The following is an 18,018-nucleotide window of genomic DNA, read 5'->3' on the forward strand; positions in this document are numbered from 1 at the left end:
CAGCGGCAGTACACGGTTTGTGTTCTGCAAGCATCCGTTGGGAGACGAGAATTCTAAAAATAGCCACGATTATCAGCCGTAGCAACCTGCGTATGGCTGGTAGAGAGGCTAATTCACAAACGGCGTTAATTATTGAGCGTCGAGACACGATTACGGATAAACAGCGCGGGAATAATGGCGGCAAAGAAGAAGATCGCGACGATGTAGAAACCATCCTGATAAGCGAACATCTGCGCTTTCGGCAGCAGAATGCGTTCAATGAATTCCATTACCCCGGGATTGACACTGGCGCTGAGACGTTCACCAAACGGATTGCCCCAATGGGAATAGAAGCCGCCGAGCTGGCGGATGATATCGGTGCTGATGGCATTACCCTGCGTCAGTGATTCTGCCAGCATCTCGCCATGAAAAGAACTGCGGCGCTCAACAAAGACGGAAAGCAGATTAACCCCTAATGCTCCGCCGAGCTGGCGGATAAAGTTCAGACTGCCGGCGCCCTGCGCCAGTTTATCCAGAGGGAGAGCGCGTAATGAACCGGCATTCAGGGCAGGCAGCATCACGCCCAGTCCAATTCTTCCCAACACGATCCACCCGGCCATGGTCCAGAATGGCGTATCCGTATCGGCCCCGCTGGATAACCAGCAGGAAAGGCCGAATAACGCCAGTCCGATGATAATCGGAATATGCGGCGCGGCGCGGTCGCTGATATGACCGGCAACCGGAAACACCAGCCCCAGCGCCAACCCCGCAGGCATCAGCAACAGCCCGGAACGGGTGGGGGTGTATCCCTGAATGGTCTGTACGAACAAGGGGATAATATAGGTTGAAGCGTAAATGCCGGCGCCGAGTGCGAACGCCACGATACAGCCTGCGCTAAAGGCCGGGTTGGCAAATACCCGCAGGCTCAATAAAGGGTGAGGCGTGCGCAGCTCATAAAGAATGAAACCGGTGCCGGTAAACAGCGAGCAGGTTAATAACCCGATAATCGGAAACGCATCCCACCCTTCGCGCTGACCGTTGGATAATCCGCTCAGCAATGTTACCAGGGCAATGATTAACAGGATGAATCCGGTTATGTCGAATTGGCGGTGAGGCGTATCCGTTTGCGGTATTTTACCCGGTAAGATAAACATGGCGGCGGCAATGCCCGCGAGACAAAAGGGCACAACCACCATAAAAACGGCGCGCCAGTCCAGTTGGTCGACCATCATACCGCCTGCCGTCGGGCCAAGCGCCGGCGCCAGCACAATCCCGATACCGTAGATGCCCATGGCTTTGCCGCGCTGTGAGGGCGGAAATACCTGAGAGATCACCACCATAGCCAGCGGTTGAATAATACCGGACGCGCAGCCTTGCAGTATTCGCGCCAGGATGACTTCCGCGCCGTTTTGGCTGACAGCGCCCAGTACGCTGCCAAACACAAAGATCGCCAGCGATCCGACAAAGGTATTACGGTAGCCAAAGCGATCGAGCATCCAGGCCGTGGTGAGCATGGTGGCCGTCATTGACGCGAGAAAGGCGGTGGAAAGCCACTGCACCTGATCTTGCCCCATACCGAAAGCCCCCATGATGTCGTGCATGGCGACATTCACAATGGTCGCGGTGGCGGTTGTCGAGATCGTTCCCAGCATGATGGTGACAGTGACCAGCCAGCGGTATGAAGCACCAAAACGTGCCGCCTGCGTTTCAATTGGCGACATTGATGGTCACTTCCGCCATTAAACCGGGTTTCAAACGGGTATCCGGCTGGTCGAGGGCGATGCGTATCGGCACCCGCTGGGTGATCTTGGTGAAATTACCGGAAGGATTGGGGCTAGGCAGCAGAGCGAACTGGTTGGTCGCCGCATTGCCGACGCGCATAACATGCCCGTGAAACGTAGCCCCCGGATAAGCATCGACGATAATGTCTACCGGTTGTCCTACTTTCACATTTTCGATGGCGGTTTCTTTGATGTTGGCTTCGACCCAAAGATTCAGAGGATCGTGAACCATCATCACCCATTGGCCAACCTGAATATATTCGCCGACATTACTGATTGTCCTGTCCACCACGCCATCTACCGGGGAGCGCAGCGTGCGATCGGCAATTTCCTGTTTCAACTGATCAACCTGAGCCTGTAAGGCAACGCGCTGCTGGCGCTGCATCTCGATTTGTCGATCCAGCACCGTCAGGTTATTGCGCTGTGCCTGCGCATTGGCGAGCGCCGCCTGCTGCGATACCCGCTGTGCCAGTGCTTCCTGTTGTTCACTTTGACGTTGCAGTAGGATGGTGTGAGATTCATCCCAGGTTTTTTTCGGCGTCAACCCGGTTTTCACCAGTTGATCATCGCGACTGAAGTTGATCTGGGCGAGTTTAAGCTGATAGCCCGCATTGGAGAGCGCGGATTCGGTAGCCGCCAGGTTCGCCTGCGCTTCATCCAATTCTGCTTTGGTGGTCAGATCCAGCGTCTGCCGCTGCGCCTGGCTGTAGCTGACCTGCGCGTCCGCGGCCGCCAGGCTGCCTTCCAGCGCCGCCAGCCTCAACCGGGCGTCACGATCGTCGAGTTGAGCCAGTATCTGATTTTTCTTGATCACATCGCCATCAATCACCGGACGCGCAGTAAGCCATCCGCCTTCCCGACTGGCCAGGGAAATCACTTCACCGGTGATGTGAGCGTCGTTTTCGCTGATGTGCGTCATACGTTTGTGCAGCCACAGCGTAACCCAGATCAATACGATCATTAACATCAGCGCGCCGGACAATACCATGATCTGGTGACGGCGGTTCAAGCGTTGAAACCCTGAACGGAAAGATTTCGTGCTCATGCATTACCCCGTTCACAGGCTGAAAGATTGGCAATAACCTGTTCAACGGCCTGATTTATCTGCTCAACTTCGGTATCGCTCAATCCGTTCAGCGCTTTGATACGCACCTGATTCGCGATGTTCTCAACTTTTTCAACTTGCCCGGTGCCTCGTGCCGTGAGGTAGATCTCCTTAATCCGGCGATCGGCCCCTTCCCGCCTTTCAATCAGCCCCTGCTTTTGCAGATTATCCAGCAAACGGACGACGGCGGATGCCTCAAGGCCGATGGATTCCGCCAGTGCTTTCTGGTTCATGGGATGAGAGGCTCTGGCAATGTGTAACAACGGTAGCCAGGTGGCCTGCGTCAATCCGTAAGGCTGTAATTCTCTGTCGATGATGCGACGCCACAGCCGTGTCGTGTGTCCCATCAGGCTCGCAAAGCGGCGACGGGGAGAAGGGGTTGATAGAGACATAAATAACCGGGATGTTAATTGAATGATGTATCATTAATTAACTATGTAACTAATGATATGTCAATTAATTTTCTACGCCAAAAAATCAGTGAAGTAAAAGCGTGAGCGATCAGGTTCAGCGCCGTGGCTGTCGCCGGGCAGAACAAAGCTGAATTAAGGATAGAAAGCCGTGGGAACAAACCGGGAAAGTAGAAAACGCGCCTTATGCGCGTTTTCTATGAAGAGATCAGATTAAGAATGGTTAGCGTTGGTTTCTGGTGCAGGCTGCACTTCAGTTTCCGGCGCGACGGCATCAGCCGGATCGTCCTGTACGGGAGCCTGAACTGAATCGTCCTGCGTCGGCGTTTCCGGCGTAATCGGCGCGGCAATAGACTCAACCGGAATCGCTGGCGTTTCTGCCTCGATCAGACCGTTGATCTTGGTCGGCATACCGGAACGCGTTCTGATGGCATGATCCACTTCGCTGGTATTCACGCTGGCATCGGCCAAAACCTGGCTGACTTTGGCGGTGATACTGATCGGCGCCGGAGAATCAGAATGGAACTCTTCTACCGTGCGAGACAGCGGATGGTGTACTTCCACATAGCGTGATCCATCCGGTTCCACCGTGGCTTTAACCGGCTCATTAATGAACTGTACGCGCGTACCCACCGGGACGTGATCGAACAAATACTTAATGTCATCGGCACGCAAACGCACACAACCGTGGCTCACGCGCAGGCCGATGCCGAAGTTGGCGTTGGTGCCGTGGATGGCATAGAGATTACCGATATACAGCGCGTAAAGCCCCATCGGGTTATCGGGGCCGGCCGGGAACACTTTCGGTAACGTTTCTCCGCGGGCGGCGTACTCGGCGTGCATCTTGGCCGTCGGCGTCCAGGTCGGACCGGCCTTCTTGCGCTGAACGGAGGTCGTCCAGTTAATCGGGGTATCTTTACCTAACTCACCAATCCCGATCGGCAGAACGATGACGGTTTTGGTGCCTTTCGGGTAGTAATACAGGCGCATTTCCGCACTGTTGATCACAATACCTTCGCGCGGCGCGTCCGGCAGGATAAGCTGATGGGGAATAATCATCGTGCTACCGGGCTGCGGCAGGTAAACATCCGCATCCGGGTTCGCTTCCATCATATTGCTCAGCCCCATTTGGTATTGGGCGGCGAAAGCTTCTAACGGCAATGTGCTGTCTGTCGGGACAGTAACTTCCAGATTTTCTCCCACCAGACGGCTGTTGGCCGCAGGCAGTGGATAGACAACGGCAAAGGCGGCCTGACTAAATGCGGCGGCGGCCAGAACTAGGGTAAGGATCGCGCGAATACTCATTTTCATGTCTTTGTTGAGTGGTAAATGCCATACCAGCGGTAATGGGTCAGGTTTCCGATCGATAACGACCGGATGCGCATTATATGTGCAGAACGGTCTTTGAGGGAAACAAGATGTGCAACGAATCACATTTTTTGGTATCACAATGAAAAATTCTTTCAATCCCCGGTCTGGGATCCATGTTCTCCATCCAAAAGAGGTTTCTTAAAGCGGCGATTAGCCAATACCGGCAGCGCCTGACGAGCATAGGCCAATCGTTCCGGCTGGATATCGGCGTAGAGCAAGGCGGGCACTTCCGGCGCCTGGACAATGACAACCCCTAACGGATCAACGACCATACTGTTACCGATATTCTTGACGCCGCATTCTCCCACGGCGACAAGATAGACCGTGTTTTCCAACGCCCTGGCCCGAACCAGCAGTTCCCAGTGGGATTCCTTCAGCGGGCCTTTAATCCAGGCGGAAGGCAGCACGAGCACGTCCGCACCGTCCAGCACTAAACGCCGCGCCATTTCAGGAAAACGGATGTCGTAGCAGGTCATCAGGCCAACGTTCAGCCCGGCGATGGTCAGCAATGGCGGAACGTCTTCACCGGCCAGCACATTTTCCGATTCCTGCACGGAAAATGCATCGTACAGATGTAGCTTGCGATACTGGGCCACGATTGCGCCGTCGCGGATCGCCAGCAGCGTATTCCAGACTTTCCCCTCGCCGTTGGGAATATGGACGCACAGCATCGTTGTCATGGCGCTGCCTTTGCTGGCAGCCAGCAACTGTGTGACAAACGGGCCATCCAGCGGTTGGGCCGAGGTTAATACCATATTGGGATTGGTGATATCCCGGGCCAAAACACCTTCGGGCAACACCAGTAAATCGGCGCCGTTTTTCTGCGCTGCCGACATGAATGCCGATATTGTCGTGACGTTGTTTTGCCATTCACGGTCAACCGCGAATTGCCCCAGTGCGACTTTCATCCCCGTTCCTTCTCTTGCTGGCTGATATGGCGGACGGCGGAAAGGGTGCCCGCCAGGCGACATAATATGCAATGCGTTGACGTTAACGCCCTTCGGGTGATTGCTGCAAGTATAAAAGGATAGCGCGACGGCTATCCTTTTGCGTGATATCGCCTTGATTACTCCTGCGGATTTTTCTCTGTTTTACCCGCCATCATGGTCAGGAAATCAAAGCGGCGGCGTAGGTCCAGTTCGGCTTCTTCATACAGCAGCGCCGTTTCTTCCGGCATCTGGCTGTTCAGACGGCGAAAGCGCTGTTCTTTCAGCAGGGTTTCACTCAGGCTGCTTGACGGTGGACGAGAATCGGTCACCAGCGCGGCTTTACCTTCTTCGGTGCGACGCGGATCGAAACGATAAAGCGGCCAGAAGCCTGTCGTGGTGAGCTGACGCATCTGATCGTGGCTGAAGGCCAGATCGTAGCCGTGCTCTTCACAAGGGCTATAGGCGATAATCAATGACGGACCCGGCCAGGCTTCCGCTTCCTGGATAGCTTTCACCGTTTGATTGAGCTGCGCGCCCAGCGAAATCTGCGCGACGTAGACGTGGCCGTACATCATCACGTTGACGCCAAGATCCTTACGTGCTTTGCGTTTGCCCTTTTCACCAAACTTGGTCACCGCGCCCAGCGGCGTGGCCTTGGATTGCTGTCCGCCGGTGTTGGAATAACATTGGGTATCCAGCACCAGCACGTTGACGTTTTCACTCAGGCTCATGACGTGATCCAGACCGCCATAGCCGATGTCATACGCCCAGCCGTCGCCGCCAATCAGCCAGATGGATTTATCCACCAGATGATCGGCATCGGCAGCCAGCGTACTGGCTTCGTCGCCGCCCATATCCGCCAATAGCATCCGCAATTGTTCAATCTGCCGGCGGCGCAGTTCCGGTGCAATCGCCTCTTCCTGCAACGCGGCGACCAGATCGGCCGGTAGCTGCGGCGCCAGTTTGTGCAGCAAGCGGGTAACGCGCTGGCGGTGCTGATCGACGCTCAAACGGAAACCAAGGCCGAATTCGGCGTTATCTTCAAACAGGGAGTTGGCCCACGCCGGTCCGCGCCCGTTGGCATCGGTCGTCCACGGGGTGGTCGGCAGGTTGCCGCCATAAATGGACGAACAGCCTGTGGCATTCGCCACCAGCAGACGATCGCCGTAAAGCTGGGTCAGCAGCTTGATATAGGGCGTTTCACCACAGCCGGAACAGGCGCCGGAATACTCGAACAGCGGTGAAATTAACTGAGAAGTACGGATATCGATGCGTTCCAGCCTGGATTTGTCGATTTCCGGCAGTTGCAGGAAGAAATCAAAGTTCTCTTTTTCGACGCTCAGGTGGTCCAGACGAGATTCCATATTGATGGCTTTGAACTCGGGATTCTGACGATCTTTCGCCGGGCAGACTTCCACACACAGGTTACAGCCGGTGCAATCTTCCGGCGCCACCTGCAAAACATATTTCTGACCGCGCATATCGCGGGCTTTGACATCCAGCGATTGCAATGACGCCGGCGCGGACGCCATGGCATCGGCCGGCACCACTTTTGCGCGGATGGCGGAGTGCGGACAGGCGGCGACGCAGTGGTTACACTGGGTACAGAGCTGGGGTTGCCAGCGTGGAATTTCTTCCGCGATATTACGTTTTTCCCACTTCGTCGTCCCCGTCGGCCAGGTGCCATCGGGGGGCAGCGCAGAAACCGGTAAGGTATCGCCCAAACCCGCCAGCATGGCCGCGGTAACGGTTTTCACGAAATCCGGCGCCGCATCGGAGACCACGGGAGGGCGCTGCGGGCTATCCGGATTGACCGCCTCCAGCGGGACGGCGGAGAGGGCCTCCAATGTGGCGCTCAGGGCGCGCCAGTTGCGTTCAACCAGTTCCTGGCCTTTGCTGCCGTAGCTTTTGGCGATAGCGGCGCGTAGTTTTTCAACCGCAAGATCGCCCGGCAGGATTTGTGACAGATGGAAGAAGGCCATTTGCATCACCGTGTTGATGCGGGCCCCCAATTGACACTCGCGGGCAATTTTCGCGGCGTTGATGCAATACACCTGTGCGTTACGCGTTCTGAGACCGGCCTGTACTTCCTGCGGCAGACGATGCCAGATATCGTCACTGGAATATGGCGAGTTGATCAGGAAGATGCCGCCGGGTTTCAGCCGTTCCACCATTCGGTATTTATCAATGAACTGCCACTGATGACAGGCGACAAAATCCGCCTGATCGATAAGATAAGCGGAATTGATCGGATGCGGACCCACGCGCATGTGGGAAACGGTCAAACTGCCTGCTTTTTTGGAGTCGTAAACGAAGTAGCCCTGTACAAACATCGGCGTGGTTTCACCCACGATCTTGATGGCGTTTTTGGTCGCCGAGACGGTGCCATCGCTGCCCAATCCATAGAACAAGGCTTCCAGTGAGGATGTCGTCGGCAGGCGCTGTTCCGGCAACGGCAGAGAAAGATGGGTTACGTCATCATAAATGCCAACGGTGAAGCGGGGACGCGGGTTGGCAAGTGCTAACTCATTAAAAATCGCCTGGACGCACTGCGGCGTGAATTCTTTCGAGGATAAACCGTAGCGTCCGCCAATCACCCGCGGCATAGATGAACGTTCACCCGCGGAAAACGCTTCGGCCAGTGAGGTCATCACATCCAGATACAGCGGCTCAGCCACCGCGCCCGGCTCTTTGGTGCGATCCAGTACGGCAATGCTTTTTGCCGTTTGCGGAATGACAGCCAGCAAATGACGGGCGGAAAAAGGCCGATAGAGACGGACTTTAACCACACCGACCTTCTCCCCATGGGTCAACAGGGTATCAATGACCTCTTCGCACGTACCAACGCCCGAACCCATCAAAATAACTACTTTCGTCGCTTCCGGGTGGCCATAGTACTCAAATGGCCGATACTGCCGCCCCGTTGCTTTGGTAAAGGCATTCATTGCCTGTTCGACGTGCTCGCAGGCGGCGTTGTACCACGGGTTGGTGGCTTCCCGCGACTGGAAAAACGTATCCGGGTTGGAGGCCGTTCCACGAATGACCGGCCGTTCAGGTGTAAGCGCTCGCTCACGGTGTGCATCAATGGCCTGCCGGGGCAATAACTGGCGGATAACCTCATCGCTCAGCGGCTCAATCTTGTTGATTTCATGCGATGTACGAAAGCCATCAAAGAAATGGATAAACGGCAGGCGGCTGTTCAGACTGGCTATCTGCGAGATCAGCGCGAAATCCTGCGCTTCCTGCACGTTGCTGGCGCACAGCATGGCGCAACCGGTCTGGCGGACGGCCATGACGTCGGAGTGATCGCAGAAAATCGAGAGCGCGTGGGTCGCCACCGTGCGTGCCGCCACGTGCAGGACAAAGGGCGTCAGCTCACCGGCCAGTTTATACAACGAGGGGATCATCAACAGTAAGCCCTGCGATGAGGTAAAGGTGGTCGCGAGGGAACCGGTTTGCAACGCGCCATGAACGGTTGCTATCGCACCGCCTTCCGATTGCATTTCAACCACATGCGGCGTATCTCCCCAAATATTCTTGCCGCCGTCGCTCGACCAGGCTGCGGCCTGTTCTGCCATGGTGGAACTTGGCGTAATGGGATAGATGGCGATGACCTCATTGGTCCGCCAGGCGACAGAGGCGACTGCGTTGTTACCGTCGGTGGTGATCATGACTTGGCCTTTTTTGCTCACTAAATGAAACACGATTTTTATTCGGTGGATTATCGCATCTCAAAAGAAAGAAGAGGGTGACTCGATATATGCAGAGTTGTTTCAAACTATTTTTATCTAATGCTAACCATTATACACCGATGCGGAATAAACGCCGCCTCCCGCCTGGGTTCATCAATAGCCGGAAAATGTCAGGTAAACAGCGGGCAGCCAATGGCATCGGTCTGGCGTGTGGTTTCCGGCGTTTCGCTCATTTTACGCTGAAAGCTGTTGACGAAATTGAGCAGAACCGGTGAATGGGCTGCGGATTCATGGCAGATGATAAAGCCGATATCCCATGTCATGCCGGTGTCCGGCAGGGGAATACACATCATGCCGTCGCGCAGCAGGGGGCGGGCCAGTCCTTCGACAAACACAAAAACGCCTTTATTCAGCATCACCAGATCATAGGCGACATGCAGATCGTGACTGATGCGGGTATGGATTCGGGGTGAGATATTGGCCTGATACAGATGATGCATGATGGTCTCTTGCAGCCGGAAGGTTTCATCCAGCATGATCAGGGAGACATCGACCATGTCGGACAGGCGGATGGGCCGTGTTTTTGCCTGTCGCGCCAGACGATGTTCCTCATTGATAACCAGCACGATCCGTTCCTGCTTGATGCTGATATAGCGCAGGCGCTGGTTGTCCACCGGCTTGACGGTGATGGCCATATCCAGCGATCCGTTATCCACGCGAGCTTCACATTCAATGTCGGCGTGCTCCGACAGTACACAGTCGGCATCGGTGTACGAGGCCAGAAACTCCATCACCCGTTGCACGCCCAGGCTCTGCAACGTACCGGGAGAGAAGCCCAGACGGTAACACGGATGTTCGTGTTGTTGTCTGGCGCGCATATCGTTTTCCAGCGCGGCAAGGCTGTTGATGGCGGTCTGAGCTTTGACATAGAGAAAATCCCCCATGGCTGTCGGCGACATACCGCGAGAATTACGCTGGAACAGGGTGACGCCCAGTTCGGTCTCCAGATTGAGGATCTGCCTGCTCAACGCCTGTTGAGAGATAAACAATTTTTGTGCGGAACGGGTCAGGCAGCGATCCTCATACACCTGAACAAAATATTTCAGTGTGCTGATATCCATATACCGTCGCTCCCATCATCACAAGGGGACTAGCACACAGTGTAACCATCCCTTTTATGTCAAAATATGACAGCTATCATAGGAATAAAAAAACACCCTTTTATCCGCCGCTACTTCAGCGGGATCGTGATCCCCAGATGGAATATCGACATATCCACATCATTTTTGGCAAACAGCGCAATCAACGCGCGGCCGGAGACGGAGAACGCGCCGAAGTTGTAGCTGACCATCGGGCCGATCGCGGCATATTCGGTGCGTTTCCCCTGCGAATAAAACCCGGATATGGCGGCGATTTTCTGCCCTTTTATTTTGTCATCGCCGATCTGCCGGGTATAGTTGCCAATCACGCCCAGCGTCCAGTTATCGACGGTTCTGCTTGCGGTCGCATCAAGATAGTAGAGATGGCCGGTTTGATATTCCGTCGTTTTGTTGCGGGTATTGATGTTGAAGATGTTATTCAGCGTGAATGCCCAGTCATCCCGCAGATAGGAGATGGCAAGATTGGGTTGAAAAATATAAAAATTATTGGCAGTGGAATTTCCCAGCATGACATTTCTGCCTGCGGCTTCACTGTACTGATATTCAAACTTACCATTCCTTAGGCCTATTCCCGCGCCGAATCCCACAAACAGACCGCGGCCCAGATCCCACGACAACATCACGGGGGTGATTGTGGTGTTCAGTAACCCGTCATAGCGATCTTTGCTTTCCGACAGACCATCGTTGGTCCGGGCGTGAATAACACGATAGGGCTGTACTATGCTCAGTCCATAACGGGCTCCCAATACTTCCCAGCCCGGCACCCATAATAGCGAGGCCGCAGTGCTGATAACCTTAAGTTTGACGCTGCCGCCCGGCGTTTGGGCTTTATCGCCGTCCTCGTTTCGCAGGGAGCCGGTTTCATAAGAGCTATCCAGAGAAAAATAGAGCCCGTCAGGTGGCAGCAGACCGGCGGCGCTGCCGGTGGTGGCGCCCGGCTGCAAGGGAGTGACATTTTCCACGCCATACGCTGCGGGCAGCGCTATAACCGCCGATAACAGTGTGAACCTGGCTAGTTGTTTGATGTTATTCATTATTCTTATCCCCAGTGCATGTGATGCACGATGGGGAGGTTCCTCCCCATCACGGCGTGCGGGGCGTTATTTCAGCGCGCGGATATAAGTGGCGGCATTGACGCCGGACAGACGGCCTGAAGTGACGGCAAAGGAGTAGGCGGACCCCGACGCCCAGAGCGTGTAGGTTTTGCCATACTGCCCGCCGGCATCAAGGCCGGTGGCATACAGTCCTTTGATGACGTTATCCTGCTTATCCGTCACCTCCATTGCTGGCGTGATCCGCACTCCGCCGATGGTGGCGAAGTAATGAGGCTGTACTTTGATGGCGTAATAGGTTGAACCGGTAAGCGGCATGACGGTGGCCGGATTTCTGACGAAATCCTCATCCACATTCTTTTCCTTGATCTGGTTATAGCGGGCTACCGACGTTTTCAGCCGTTTGGGATCAACATTGATCTTTTTGGCCAGTTCATCCAGCGAACTCGCCATGACCACTTTGGTACTGCCCGCCTTGATGGCGTTGTTGATCTCTTTTTTCAGGTTAGTGAGCTTCTTCATGATCGGAATGATGACCCCCATCCCGGTTCTGGTTCCCTCTTCTTCGACGTATTTCACCGTATTATCATCAAAAATCGACCAGACAAAGCTGTCCCGCTGTGCCTCGATCGCATTACCGGCAATGACAAAACTTTCCACCACCGTTTCATCAATAAAACGATCGCCGTATTTGTTGACCCACAGATTGGGTTCCCAGGCCATTGCCTGCAAATCGCCCACCAGCGGAATGCCTTTATCCGTTACGGCGGGATGCATCATCAGTCCGAACCCGACGGTATCCGCACCGACGTTTATCGCCATGTCAATGCCCTCGCCGGTCTTGTTGAGGTTGGCGAAAGGTTTAACTTTTTCCGGATCGAAGGATGTCCAGGCTTTGACTTTCTCTTTGCTGTCCTGGAATCCGCCGGTTGCCAGTATCACCGCTTTTGCCAGTATGGTAATTTTGTTGCCATCGGCATCTTCCGCTTCCACGCCTTTGATGGCTCCATTCTGATAGATCAGCTTTTTCCCCGGCGTTTTATACAGTACCGTCACGCCCAGCTCGTTGGCGCGTTCCACCATGCGTTTGATGAGCGCCGCACCATGCTGCGCGCTACCGTAATCTTCCACGATATGCCATACCCGAGGCTCGTGCGGGGATATCTGGGTGACGTAAAAATTGACCCCTTGTTTTTCCAGCCAGCGGATCGTGGCGCTGGACTGCTTCAGATACATTCTCACCAGCGCGGGATTAACCCGGTAAGACTGATTAAATTCCATCGAGGTCCGGTAAGCCTCTTCCGGGGACATGGTTATCGAGTTTTTACGGGTCTGATTAGTGTTGACGGCAAACAGTCCTTCGGCAAAGTTGGAACTGCCGCCGGCTATCGCCTGTTTTTCCAGCGCGATAACCTTCAGACCGGCTTCTGCCGCAGATACCGCGGCGGACACGCCCGCGCCGCCGAATCCGACCACCACAACATCGGTTTCCATTTTTTGTTCTTGCGCGGCGCCGGTTTGTGCGTGACTGAAGGAAAGGCTGAAGATGAAAAGAAAACAACCGATAGCGGTATTTCTTCTTAATCTGCTCATGACGTTATCTTCCTGTTATTGTAGGGTGGATACCTTATCCTCGTGCTGTTTTCTGGTTATATCGTTTTCCTGTTCTATGCTGGGAAAGAGGTCCTGATGCAGCCTGATAAACGGGCTGGACGTTGCCAAACGGCTCTACCTCCCTTGTATCGGTACGGCTGTCGGAGGGAATTACAAGGGCTGATTTCACTATAACCATCTGAGATATATCGGAAAAACACTCTTTATTTGTGGTAGCCACAACCTCAGGTTGTGGCGTGCCGGGACAGGACAAGTTGCCCGGATTTGGTAAATGCTATGTTGACGGGAACTGAGGAAAGGTCCCGTCAATCAAGGAACTGAACGATGGCGAATGAATTAAAAGATAAGCTTGTTGCTGTGCTGGCATCGCTACAGGAGCAGGGGATGACCCCGGAACAGGCTGTCGAACATATCCTTCAGGCTATTGGGGAAAGTGTCGGCGACATCTCGCAGATTTCCATCATTACGCCGGAGTTGATTACTGATGTGCTGTGCACGGTATATCAGGATGACATTTCCGCCCGGCAAATCGCCACCATTCTGCAACGGTTGGGGTACGACCGACAGGCCGTGGCCAATGCGCTGCGCAAGCATTTTCCTGAGCTTTCCCGTGCAGGCGGTGGGACAACGAGGGCTTGATTTACCTGTAACCAGCCGGGAAGCGTGACGACAGGCGCCACGCTTCAGACGAGGTATCCATGTATCGCAGAATCAGTGGGGATGATTATCAAAAAATATTCGTCGTCGGTGATATCCACGGCTGCTATCAGTCATTGCTGGATGTGCTGGCCGCCAGGAAATTCGATCGTCAAACCGATCTGCTGATATCGGTCGGGGATCTGATCGATCGTGGGCCAGACAGTCTGTCTTGTCTGTCGTTGCTGGATGAACCCTGGTTTACCGCCGTGTGTGGCAATCATGAGCAAATGGCGCGGGAAGCGTTGAACGAGGGCAACGCCTGGCTTTGGTCGCGTAATGGCGGGGTCTGGTATGCCGCACTGGATGATGCCAATAAACGATTAGCGGCTGAGTGGATAGCCCAGACGGCAAACCTGCCGCTGGTCATCGACGTCAACATCGGCGGCCGCCGCTATGTGATTGCCCATGCCGATTACCCCGCGAACGATTATGCGTTCGGCAAGGCGGTTGACGAGGATGAGCTGGTCTGGGGGCGTAACCGTATCACCCGAGCAATGGCGGGAATGGGCACTCGCATCACCGGGGCGCATCTGTTTATCTTCGGGCACACGCCGCTTCACAAACCCTTGATATTTTTTAACCAGCTCTACATTGATACCGGCGCCGTATTTGGCGGCCGGCTGACGCTGATTGAGCTGCGCTGAGCTTATTTTACGCGCCGTGTCCGCGCTCGGACCTGACGCGGCGTGACATCATTATCGGGTGGAGGCGGCCAGCGTGGTGCCTGCCAGAATAAAAATGCCGCCGGTAGAACGGTTAAAGAGTTTTATCCGACGTGGGTTGGAGAACACCGCTGACAAACGGCGACCCGTACAGGCGTAGATAAACATGATGCTGAAATCCAACATGACCCAGGTGGCAGCCAGAATGACGAACTGTAGGGCGTGTGGGGCACTGGTATCAATAAAGTTCGGGAAAAGGGCGGCAAAGAACAGCAGATCTTTGGGGTTGCTGATCCCAACCAGAAAGCCTTTGCGGAACAGAGAAAACCAGCCTGGCGCTGAAGCATCCTGCACTTCTTGCTCTGTCGTTCCCATTTCTGCTGAGCGCCATGACGCGATCCCTAACCAGACCAGATAAGCGGCGCCAATGATTTTTAATGCGATAAACGCGGTTGTCGATGCGGCCAGGACGGCGCCCAGACCTAATGCTGAGCAGGACATCAATATCATCGCCGCAGCGACGCCGCCGAGTACGGTTGCCGTTGCGCGATAGTAGCCATAACGCAAACCGTGGGACATGCAGATCAAGGCGGAAGGGCCCGGAATGGCAATAAGAGCGATGATTATCCCTGTATAAGCCAGCCAGAGGTGAAGACTCATGATTTCTCCTGCGTTTTACTTTCGCCAGTGAAGCGTTGTACCGTTTTTTTGAAATAACCGATGTGTAAAGGAATATATACCGATTTCTCCTGCGTGAGATGTTAGCAGAAAAATGAACAGATAAGCATTCATCTCTGGCTTATCTCTTTTGTTCCCGTTTTGTTGGGCGTGATGCTGCCGGCCTCACCACAACGGGAACGTAGGCTGCGTTATCCTCAGGCTATCGCGCTTTAGGCAAGGTTAGCCTATGATACTTTCATGCGCATATATATGCGGGGGAAAGGAGAGCAGACATGCGATATGAAATGGCGGTGCTGGCGGCGCTGGTACAACAGGATAGTCCCAATACGCAATCTATTGTAACGTCCACGGGGATATCTGAAAGAAAGGTGCAAGAGGTGCTCCATGTTCTTCAGGCGACGATGGAGATCGGTATCGCTCGGGTGAAAAACGGCAAGAGACAGGTGTTGAGCATCACGTCATGGGGGGTTTTTGGTGACGGAGAACATCTTGTCGGTAAACTGAAAAATACGGATCTTAACGCGTTTAAGCAAGATCGCCAGATCATCCCAAAAGTGAATAGTCACTCAACGCATCATCCACGATTGGCGACGTTGGAAGAAAAACGTCGCTATTACAACGAAGTTAAATTAAAAAATTATCGCGATAGCATGCGTCTTGAAGGATTTGATGTTAAAGAGACTCACATTCCCAGCGATAAGCAGGAAAGAGAGACGTTAAGAAAAAATCTTATTGCCATGTATAAAGGCAAATAGCTATGACCGATAAATACGGCACAGGACAAGATCCTTATACTTATCCCAGCAGTGATGTCCTGAAAAATAAACTCGGTATCCGTAATTATGACGAGTTTGCAAATGCGGAACGTCAGCTATCAGAATTAGCGATTTTTGATATTGAGTTTGAAGAACCGCCTTATGACCTGAAATATTGGTGCAACTTACACGGACAGCTATTTGGGGATTTGTTTTCATGGGCGGGAAAGATAAGAACAATAGATATATCTAAGGGACAGACGCGTTTCTGTGCCGTATCCCGTATTGAGGTTGAAGCCAACAAAGCATTCGTGCGATTAGCTGGCGAAGATAATTTATTAGGAATGGATCGTTCAACATTCATAGCGCGTTTAGCCGAGTATTATTCAGAATTGAATGTTATTCATCCGTTCAGGGAAGGAAACGGACGCTCCCAGCGTTTATTATTTGAACATCTTATTGTGCATAATGGCTACCGTGTTTCTTTTGCGGGCATTAGCGTTCAGTTATGGTTAGCGGCTAACGTAGCGGGATACCATGGCGACTACCTCCCCCTCATCAAGATATTCGATAACAGTATTTCCTGACGTTCCTCGTACAAGTCTCCAATAAAAGATTTGGCAAACACGGTTCATCCACTTCTTCACTCCCAGCCCATTATGCAGGCACTCCGGTACGGAGGACGTCAGCGTAAGGGATTGGGGGGTGTTAAAAATGATTAACTGAACAGTGACTAAACATTGTTTTGTAATTTTTCCCTTTGTAACACGTTCACCAAAATTAGCGACGTTGTGCACAAAAATTCAATCTTGTCGATTTATTGACTTCAGGCCGCTTGCTTTTTCAACATGGCGCCGATAGTTTTTCTGTAACGTTACACTAAAACGTTACAGAAGGCGGTTAGTGACCATTGTCAGTAATTTTATACGGCGACGTTCGCGTAATTTTCACCGCTAAACCGCACCAGATAGATACCAGATATAACCTACGGCAGGATGATAACCATTATGAAAACTATTCAACGCCTTACGTTACGCCATGTAATCGTCTCAACGTGCCTGGGCGCCGCTTTAATGGCGGGATGCTCGGCATTTTCGGCTGCTCAGGCCGCCATCAATATGCGGGTTTATTCTTCTCTGCCCGCCGATGAAACCTCCTCTCATTACATTTGGTTCCAGCGATTCCAGGAAAATTTAAACAAAAACGAAAAACTTAACGGACAAATTAAGCTGAACTACTTCCCTAACGGCATGTTGGGTAAAGAAGCCGATGCCACCCAGCAGGTACGCATTGGTGCTATTAACATGATGATTTCCGGGAGTTCTATCTGGGCAACGCTGGTGCCTGAAATAGGCGTACTGGATTTAGGCTATCTGTTTAAAGATTACGATCAGGTTGGCAAAGCGCTCGACGGTAAAGCCGGCATGATGCTTTCCGATCTGATGTCAAAAAAGGCCAGCGTAATGGTACTGGGCTATGGCTACAACCTTGGTTCGCGCAATATTTACACTAAAAAGCCGATTGAAAAACCTGAAGATTTGAAGAATCTGAAAATTCGCGTATTGCCGGTGCCTAACTTTATTTCAACATTGAATCATATGGGCGCAGTGGCGATTCCCATGCCTGGCGGTGAGGTTTATTCCAGTTTGCAGATGGGCGTCATTGATGGTGTAGAACATGACGCCGCAACCGTTTATTCCAGTAAATATTATGAAATCGCTAAGAACGCCGCGCTGACCCGACATATTTACAACCCCGTCATGATCGCCATGAATAAAAACAGCTTCCAGCAAATACCGGAGCCGTTACGCGCCGATGTTCTGGCCGCGGCGAAAGAGGCGACGGAATACGAACGTCAACAAGCGAACAAGCTGGAACAGAAAGCTATTCAGGATCTGAAGGCGAAAGGCGTCACGTTCCATGAAATCGATCGTGAATATTTCTACCAGCAGGTACAGCCAGTCTGGACGGAATTTCTCGCCAAATATCCGCAGTTGAAGCCGGTTGTTGACGAGATTAACGCCACGGCGACATCTGATGCGCAGTAATTAATCCTCGCGGCATCAGGCTCGCGGTACCGACGGTGAGCCTGATGCCAAATCCTGATATGTACCTGGAACCGTATTGA

The 18,018-nt window shown here is 53.2% G+C and carries 15 protein-coding genes; 5 read left to right on the top strand and 10 right to left on the bottom strand.

Features of this window, described 5'->3' with window-relative positions:
- Window positions 1–125: 125 nt before the first annotated feature.
- The 9 genes from DDT52_RS15230 to DDT52_RS15270 form a co-directional block, all read right to left on the bottom strand.
- Complete coding sequence (locus DDT52_RS15230) at window positions 126–1,700, bottom strand: DHA2 family efflux MFS transporter permease subunit (protein WP_136157101.1); 1,575 nt, start codon at window positions 1,698–1,700, stop codon at window positions 126–128.
- Window positions 1,687–2,805, bottom strand: a complete 1,119-nt coding sequence (locus DDT52_RS15235; protein ID WP_136157102.1) for an HlyD family secretion protein — start codon at window positions 2,803–2,805, stop codon at window positions 1,687–1,689. The genes DDT52_RS15230 and DDT52_RS15235 overlap by 14 nt, the downstream gene beginning before the upstream one ends.
- The gene (locus DDT52_RS15240) at window positions 2,802–3,257 is read right to left on the bottom strand and encodes a MarR family winged helix-turn-helix transcriptional regulator (protein ID WP_136157103.1); all 456 of its coding nucleotides are present in this window, start codon (window positions 3,255–3,257) and stop codon (window positions 2,802–2,804) included. The genes DDT52_RS15235 and DDT52_RS15240 overlap by 4 nt, the downstream gene beginning before the upstream one ends.
- 231 nt (window positions 3,258–3,488) lie before the next feature.
- On the bottom strand, window positions 3,489–4,580 hold the full coding sequence (locus tag DDT52_RS15245; protein ID WP_136157104.1) for a L,D-transpeptidase family protein: 1,092 nt from the start codon (window positions 4,578–4,580) through the stop codon (window positions 3,489–3,491).
- A gap of 158 nt (window positions 4,581–4,738) precedes the next feature.
- A complete protein-coding gene (locus DDT52_RS15250; protein WP_136157105.1) occupies window positions 4,739–5,554 on the bottom strand; it encodes a deaminated glutathione amidase in 816 nt (271 codons plus the stop codon).
- Between the two features lie 158 nt (window positions 5,555–5,712).
- Window positions 5,713–9,246 carry a pyruvate:ferredoxin (flavodoxin) oxidoreductase gene (gene nifJ / locus DDT52_RS15255; protein WP_136157106.1) on the bottom strand — a complete coding sequence of 1,178 codons (3,534 nt, stop codon included), beginning with the start codon at window positions 9,244–9,246 and terminating at the stop codon, window positions 5,713–5,715.
- A gap of 191 nt (window positions 9,247–9,437) precedes the next feature.
- The gene (locus DDT52_RS15260) at window positions 9,438–10,388 is read right to left on the bottom strand and encodes a LysR family transcriptional regulator (RefSeq protein ID WP_136157107.1); all 951 of its coding nucleotides are present in this window, start codon (window positions 10,386–10,388) and stop codon (window positions 9,438–9,440) included.
- 110 nt (window positions 10,389–10,498) lie between these two features.
- The gene (locus DDT52_RS15265; protein ID WP_136157108.1) at window positions 10,499–11,461 is read right to left on the bottom strand and encodes a SphA family protein; all 963 of its coding nucleotides are present in this window, start codon (window positions 11,459–11,461) and stop codon (window positions 10,499–10,501) included.
- A gap of 66 nt (window positions 11,462–11,527) precedes the next feature.
- The gene (locus tag DDT52_RS15270; RefSeq protein WP_136157109.1) at window positions 11,528–13,072 is read right to left on the bottom strand and encodes an FAD-dependent oxidoreductase; all 1,545 of its coding nucleotides are present in this window, start codon (window positions 13,070–13,072) and stop codon (window positions 11,528–11,530) included.
- A gap of 345 nt (window positions 13,073–13,417) precedes the next feature.
- On the opposite strand from DDT52_RS15270, the gene DDT52_RS15275 reads away from it, so the two are divergent.
- Together DDT52_RS15275 and DDT52_RS15280 are read left to right on the top strand one after the other, a co-directional pair.
- A complete protein-coding gene (locus DDT52_RS15275; protein ID WP_136157110.1) occupies window positions 13,418–13,732 on the top strand; it encodes a hypothetical protein in 315 nt (104 codons plus the stop codon).
- Window positions 13,733–13,791: 59 nt separating this feature from the next.
- The gene (locus tag DDT52_RS15280) at window positions 13,792–14,436 is read left to right on the top strand and encodes a metallophosphoesterase (protein ID WP_136157111.1); all 645 of its coding nucleotides are present in this window, start codon (window positions 13,792–13,794) and stop codon (window positions 14,434–14,436) included.
- 51 nt (window positions 14,437–14,487) lie between these two features.
- Here the strand turns inward: DDT52_RS15280 and DDT52_RS15285 are convergent, their stop codons facing one another.
- On the bottom strand, window positions 14,488–15,114 hold the full coding sequence (locus DDT52_RS15285; protein ID WP_136157112.1) for a LysE family translocator: 627 nt from the start codon (window positions 15,112–15,114) through the stop codon (window positions 14,488–14,490).
- A gap of 293 nt (window positions 15,115–15,407) precedes the next feature.
- Here DDT52_RS15285 and DDT52_RS15290 point away from each other — a divergent pair, with 293 nt between their 5' ends.
- The 3 genes from DDT52_RS15290 (at window position 15,408) to DDT52_RS15300 (ending at window position 17,938) form a co-directional block, all read left to right on the top strand.
- Window positions 15,408–15,890 carry a YhfG family protein gene (locus tag DDT52_RS15290; protein ID WP_136157113.1) on the top strand — a complete coding sequence of 161 codons (483 nt, stop codon included), beginning with the start codon at window positions 15,408–15,410 and terminating at the stop codon, window positions 15,888–15,890.
- A gap of 2 nt (window positions 15,891–15,892) precedes the next feature.
- Window positions 15,893–16,477: a putative adenosine monophosphate-protein transferase Fic gene (locus tag DDT52_RS15295; protein ID WP_136157114.1), complete on the top strand. Its 585-nt coding sequence runs from the start codon at window positions 15,893–15,895 to the stop codon at window positions 16,475–16,477.
- A 420-nt stretch (window positions 16,478–16,897) separates the two neighbouring features.
- Window positions 16,898–17,938, top strand: a complete 1,041-nt coding sequence (locus tag DDT52_RS15300; protein ID WP_136157115.1) for a TRAP transporter substrate-binding protein — start codon at window positions 16,898–16,900, stop codon at window positions 17,936–17,938.
- The last annotated feature ends 80 nt before the right edge of the window (window positions 17,939–18,018 follow it).

This window comes from Brenneria roseae subsp. roseae (genome assembly GCF_003115845.1).
In the GTDB taxonomy this organism is placed as follows: Bacteria; Pseudomonadota; Gammaproteobacteria; order Enterobacterales; family Enterobacteriaceae; genus Brenneria; species Brenneria roseae.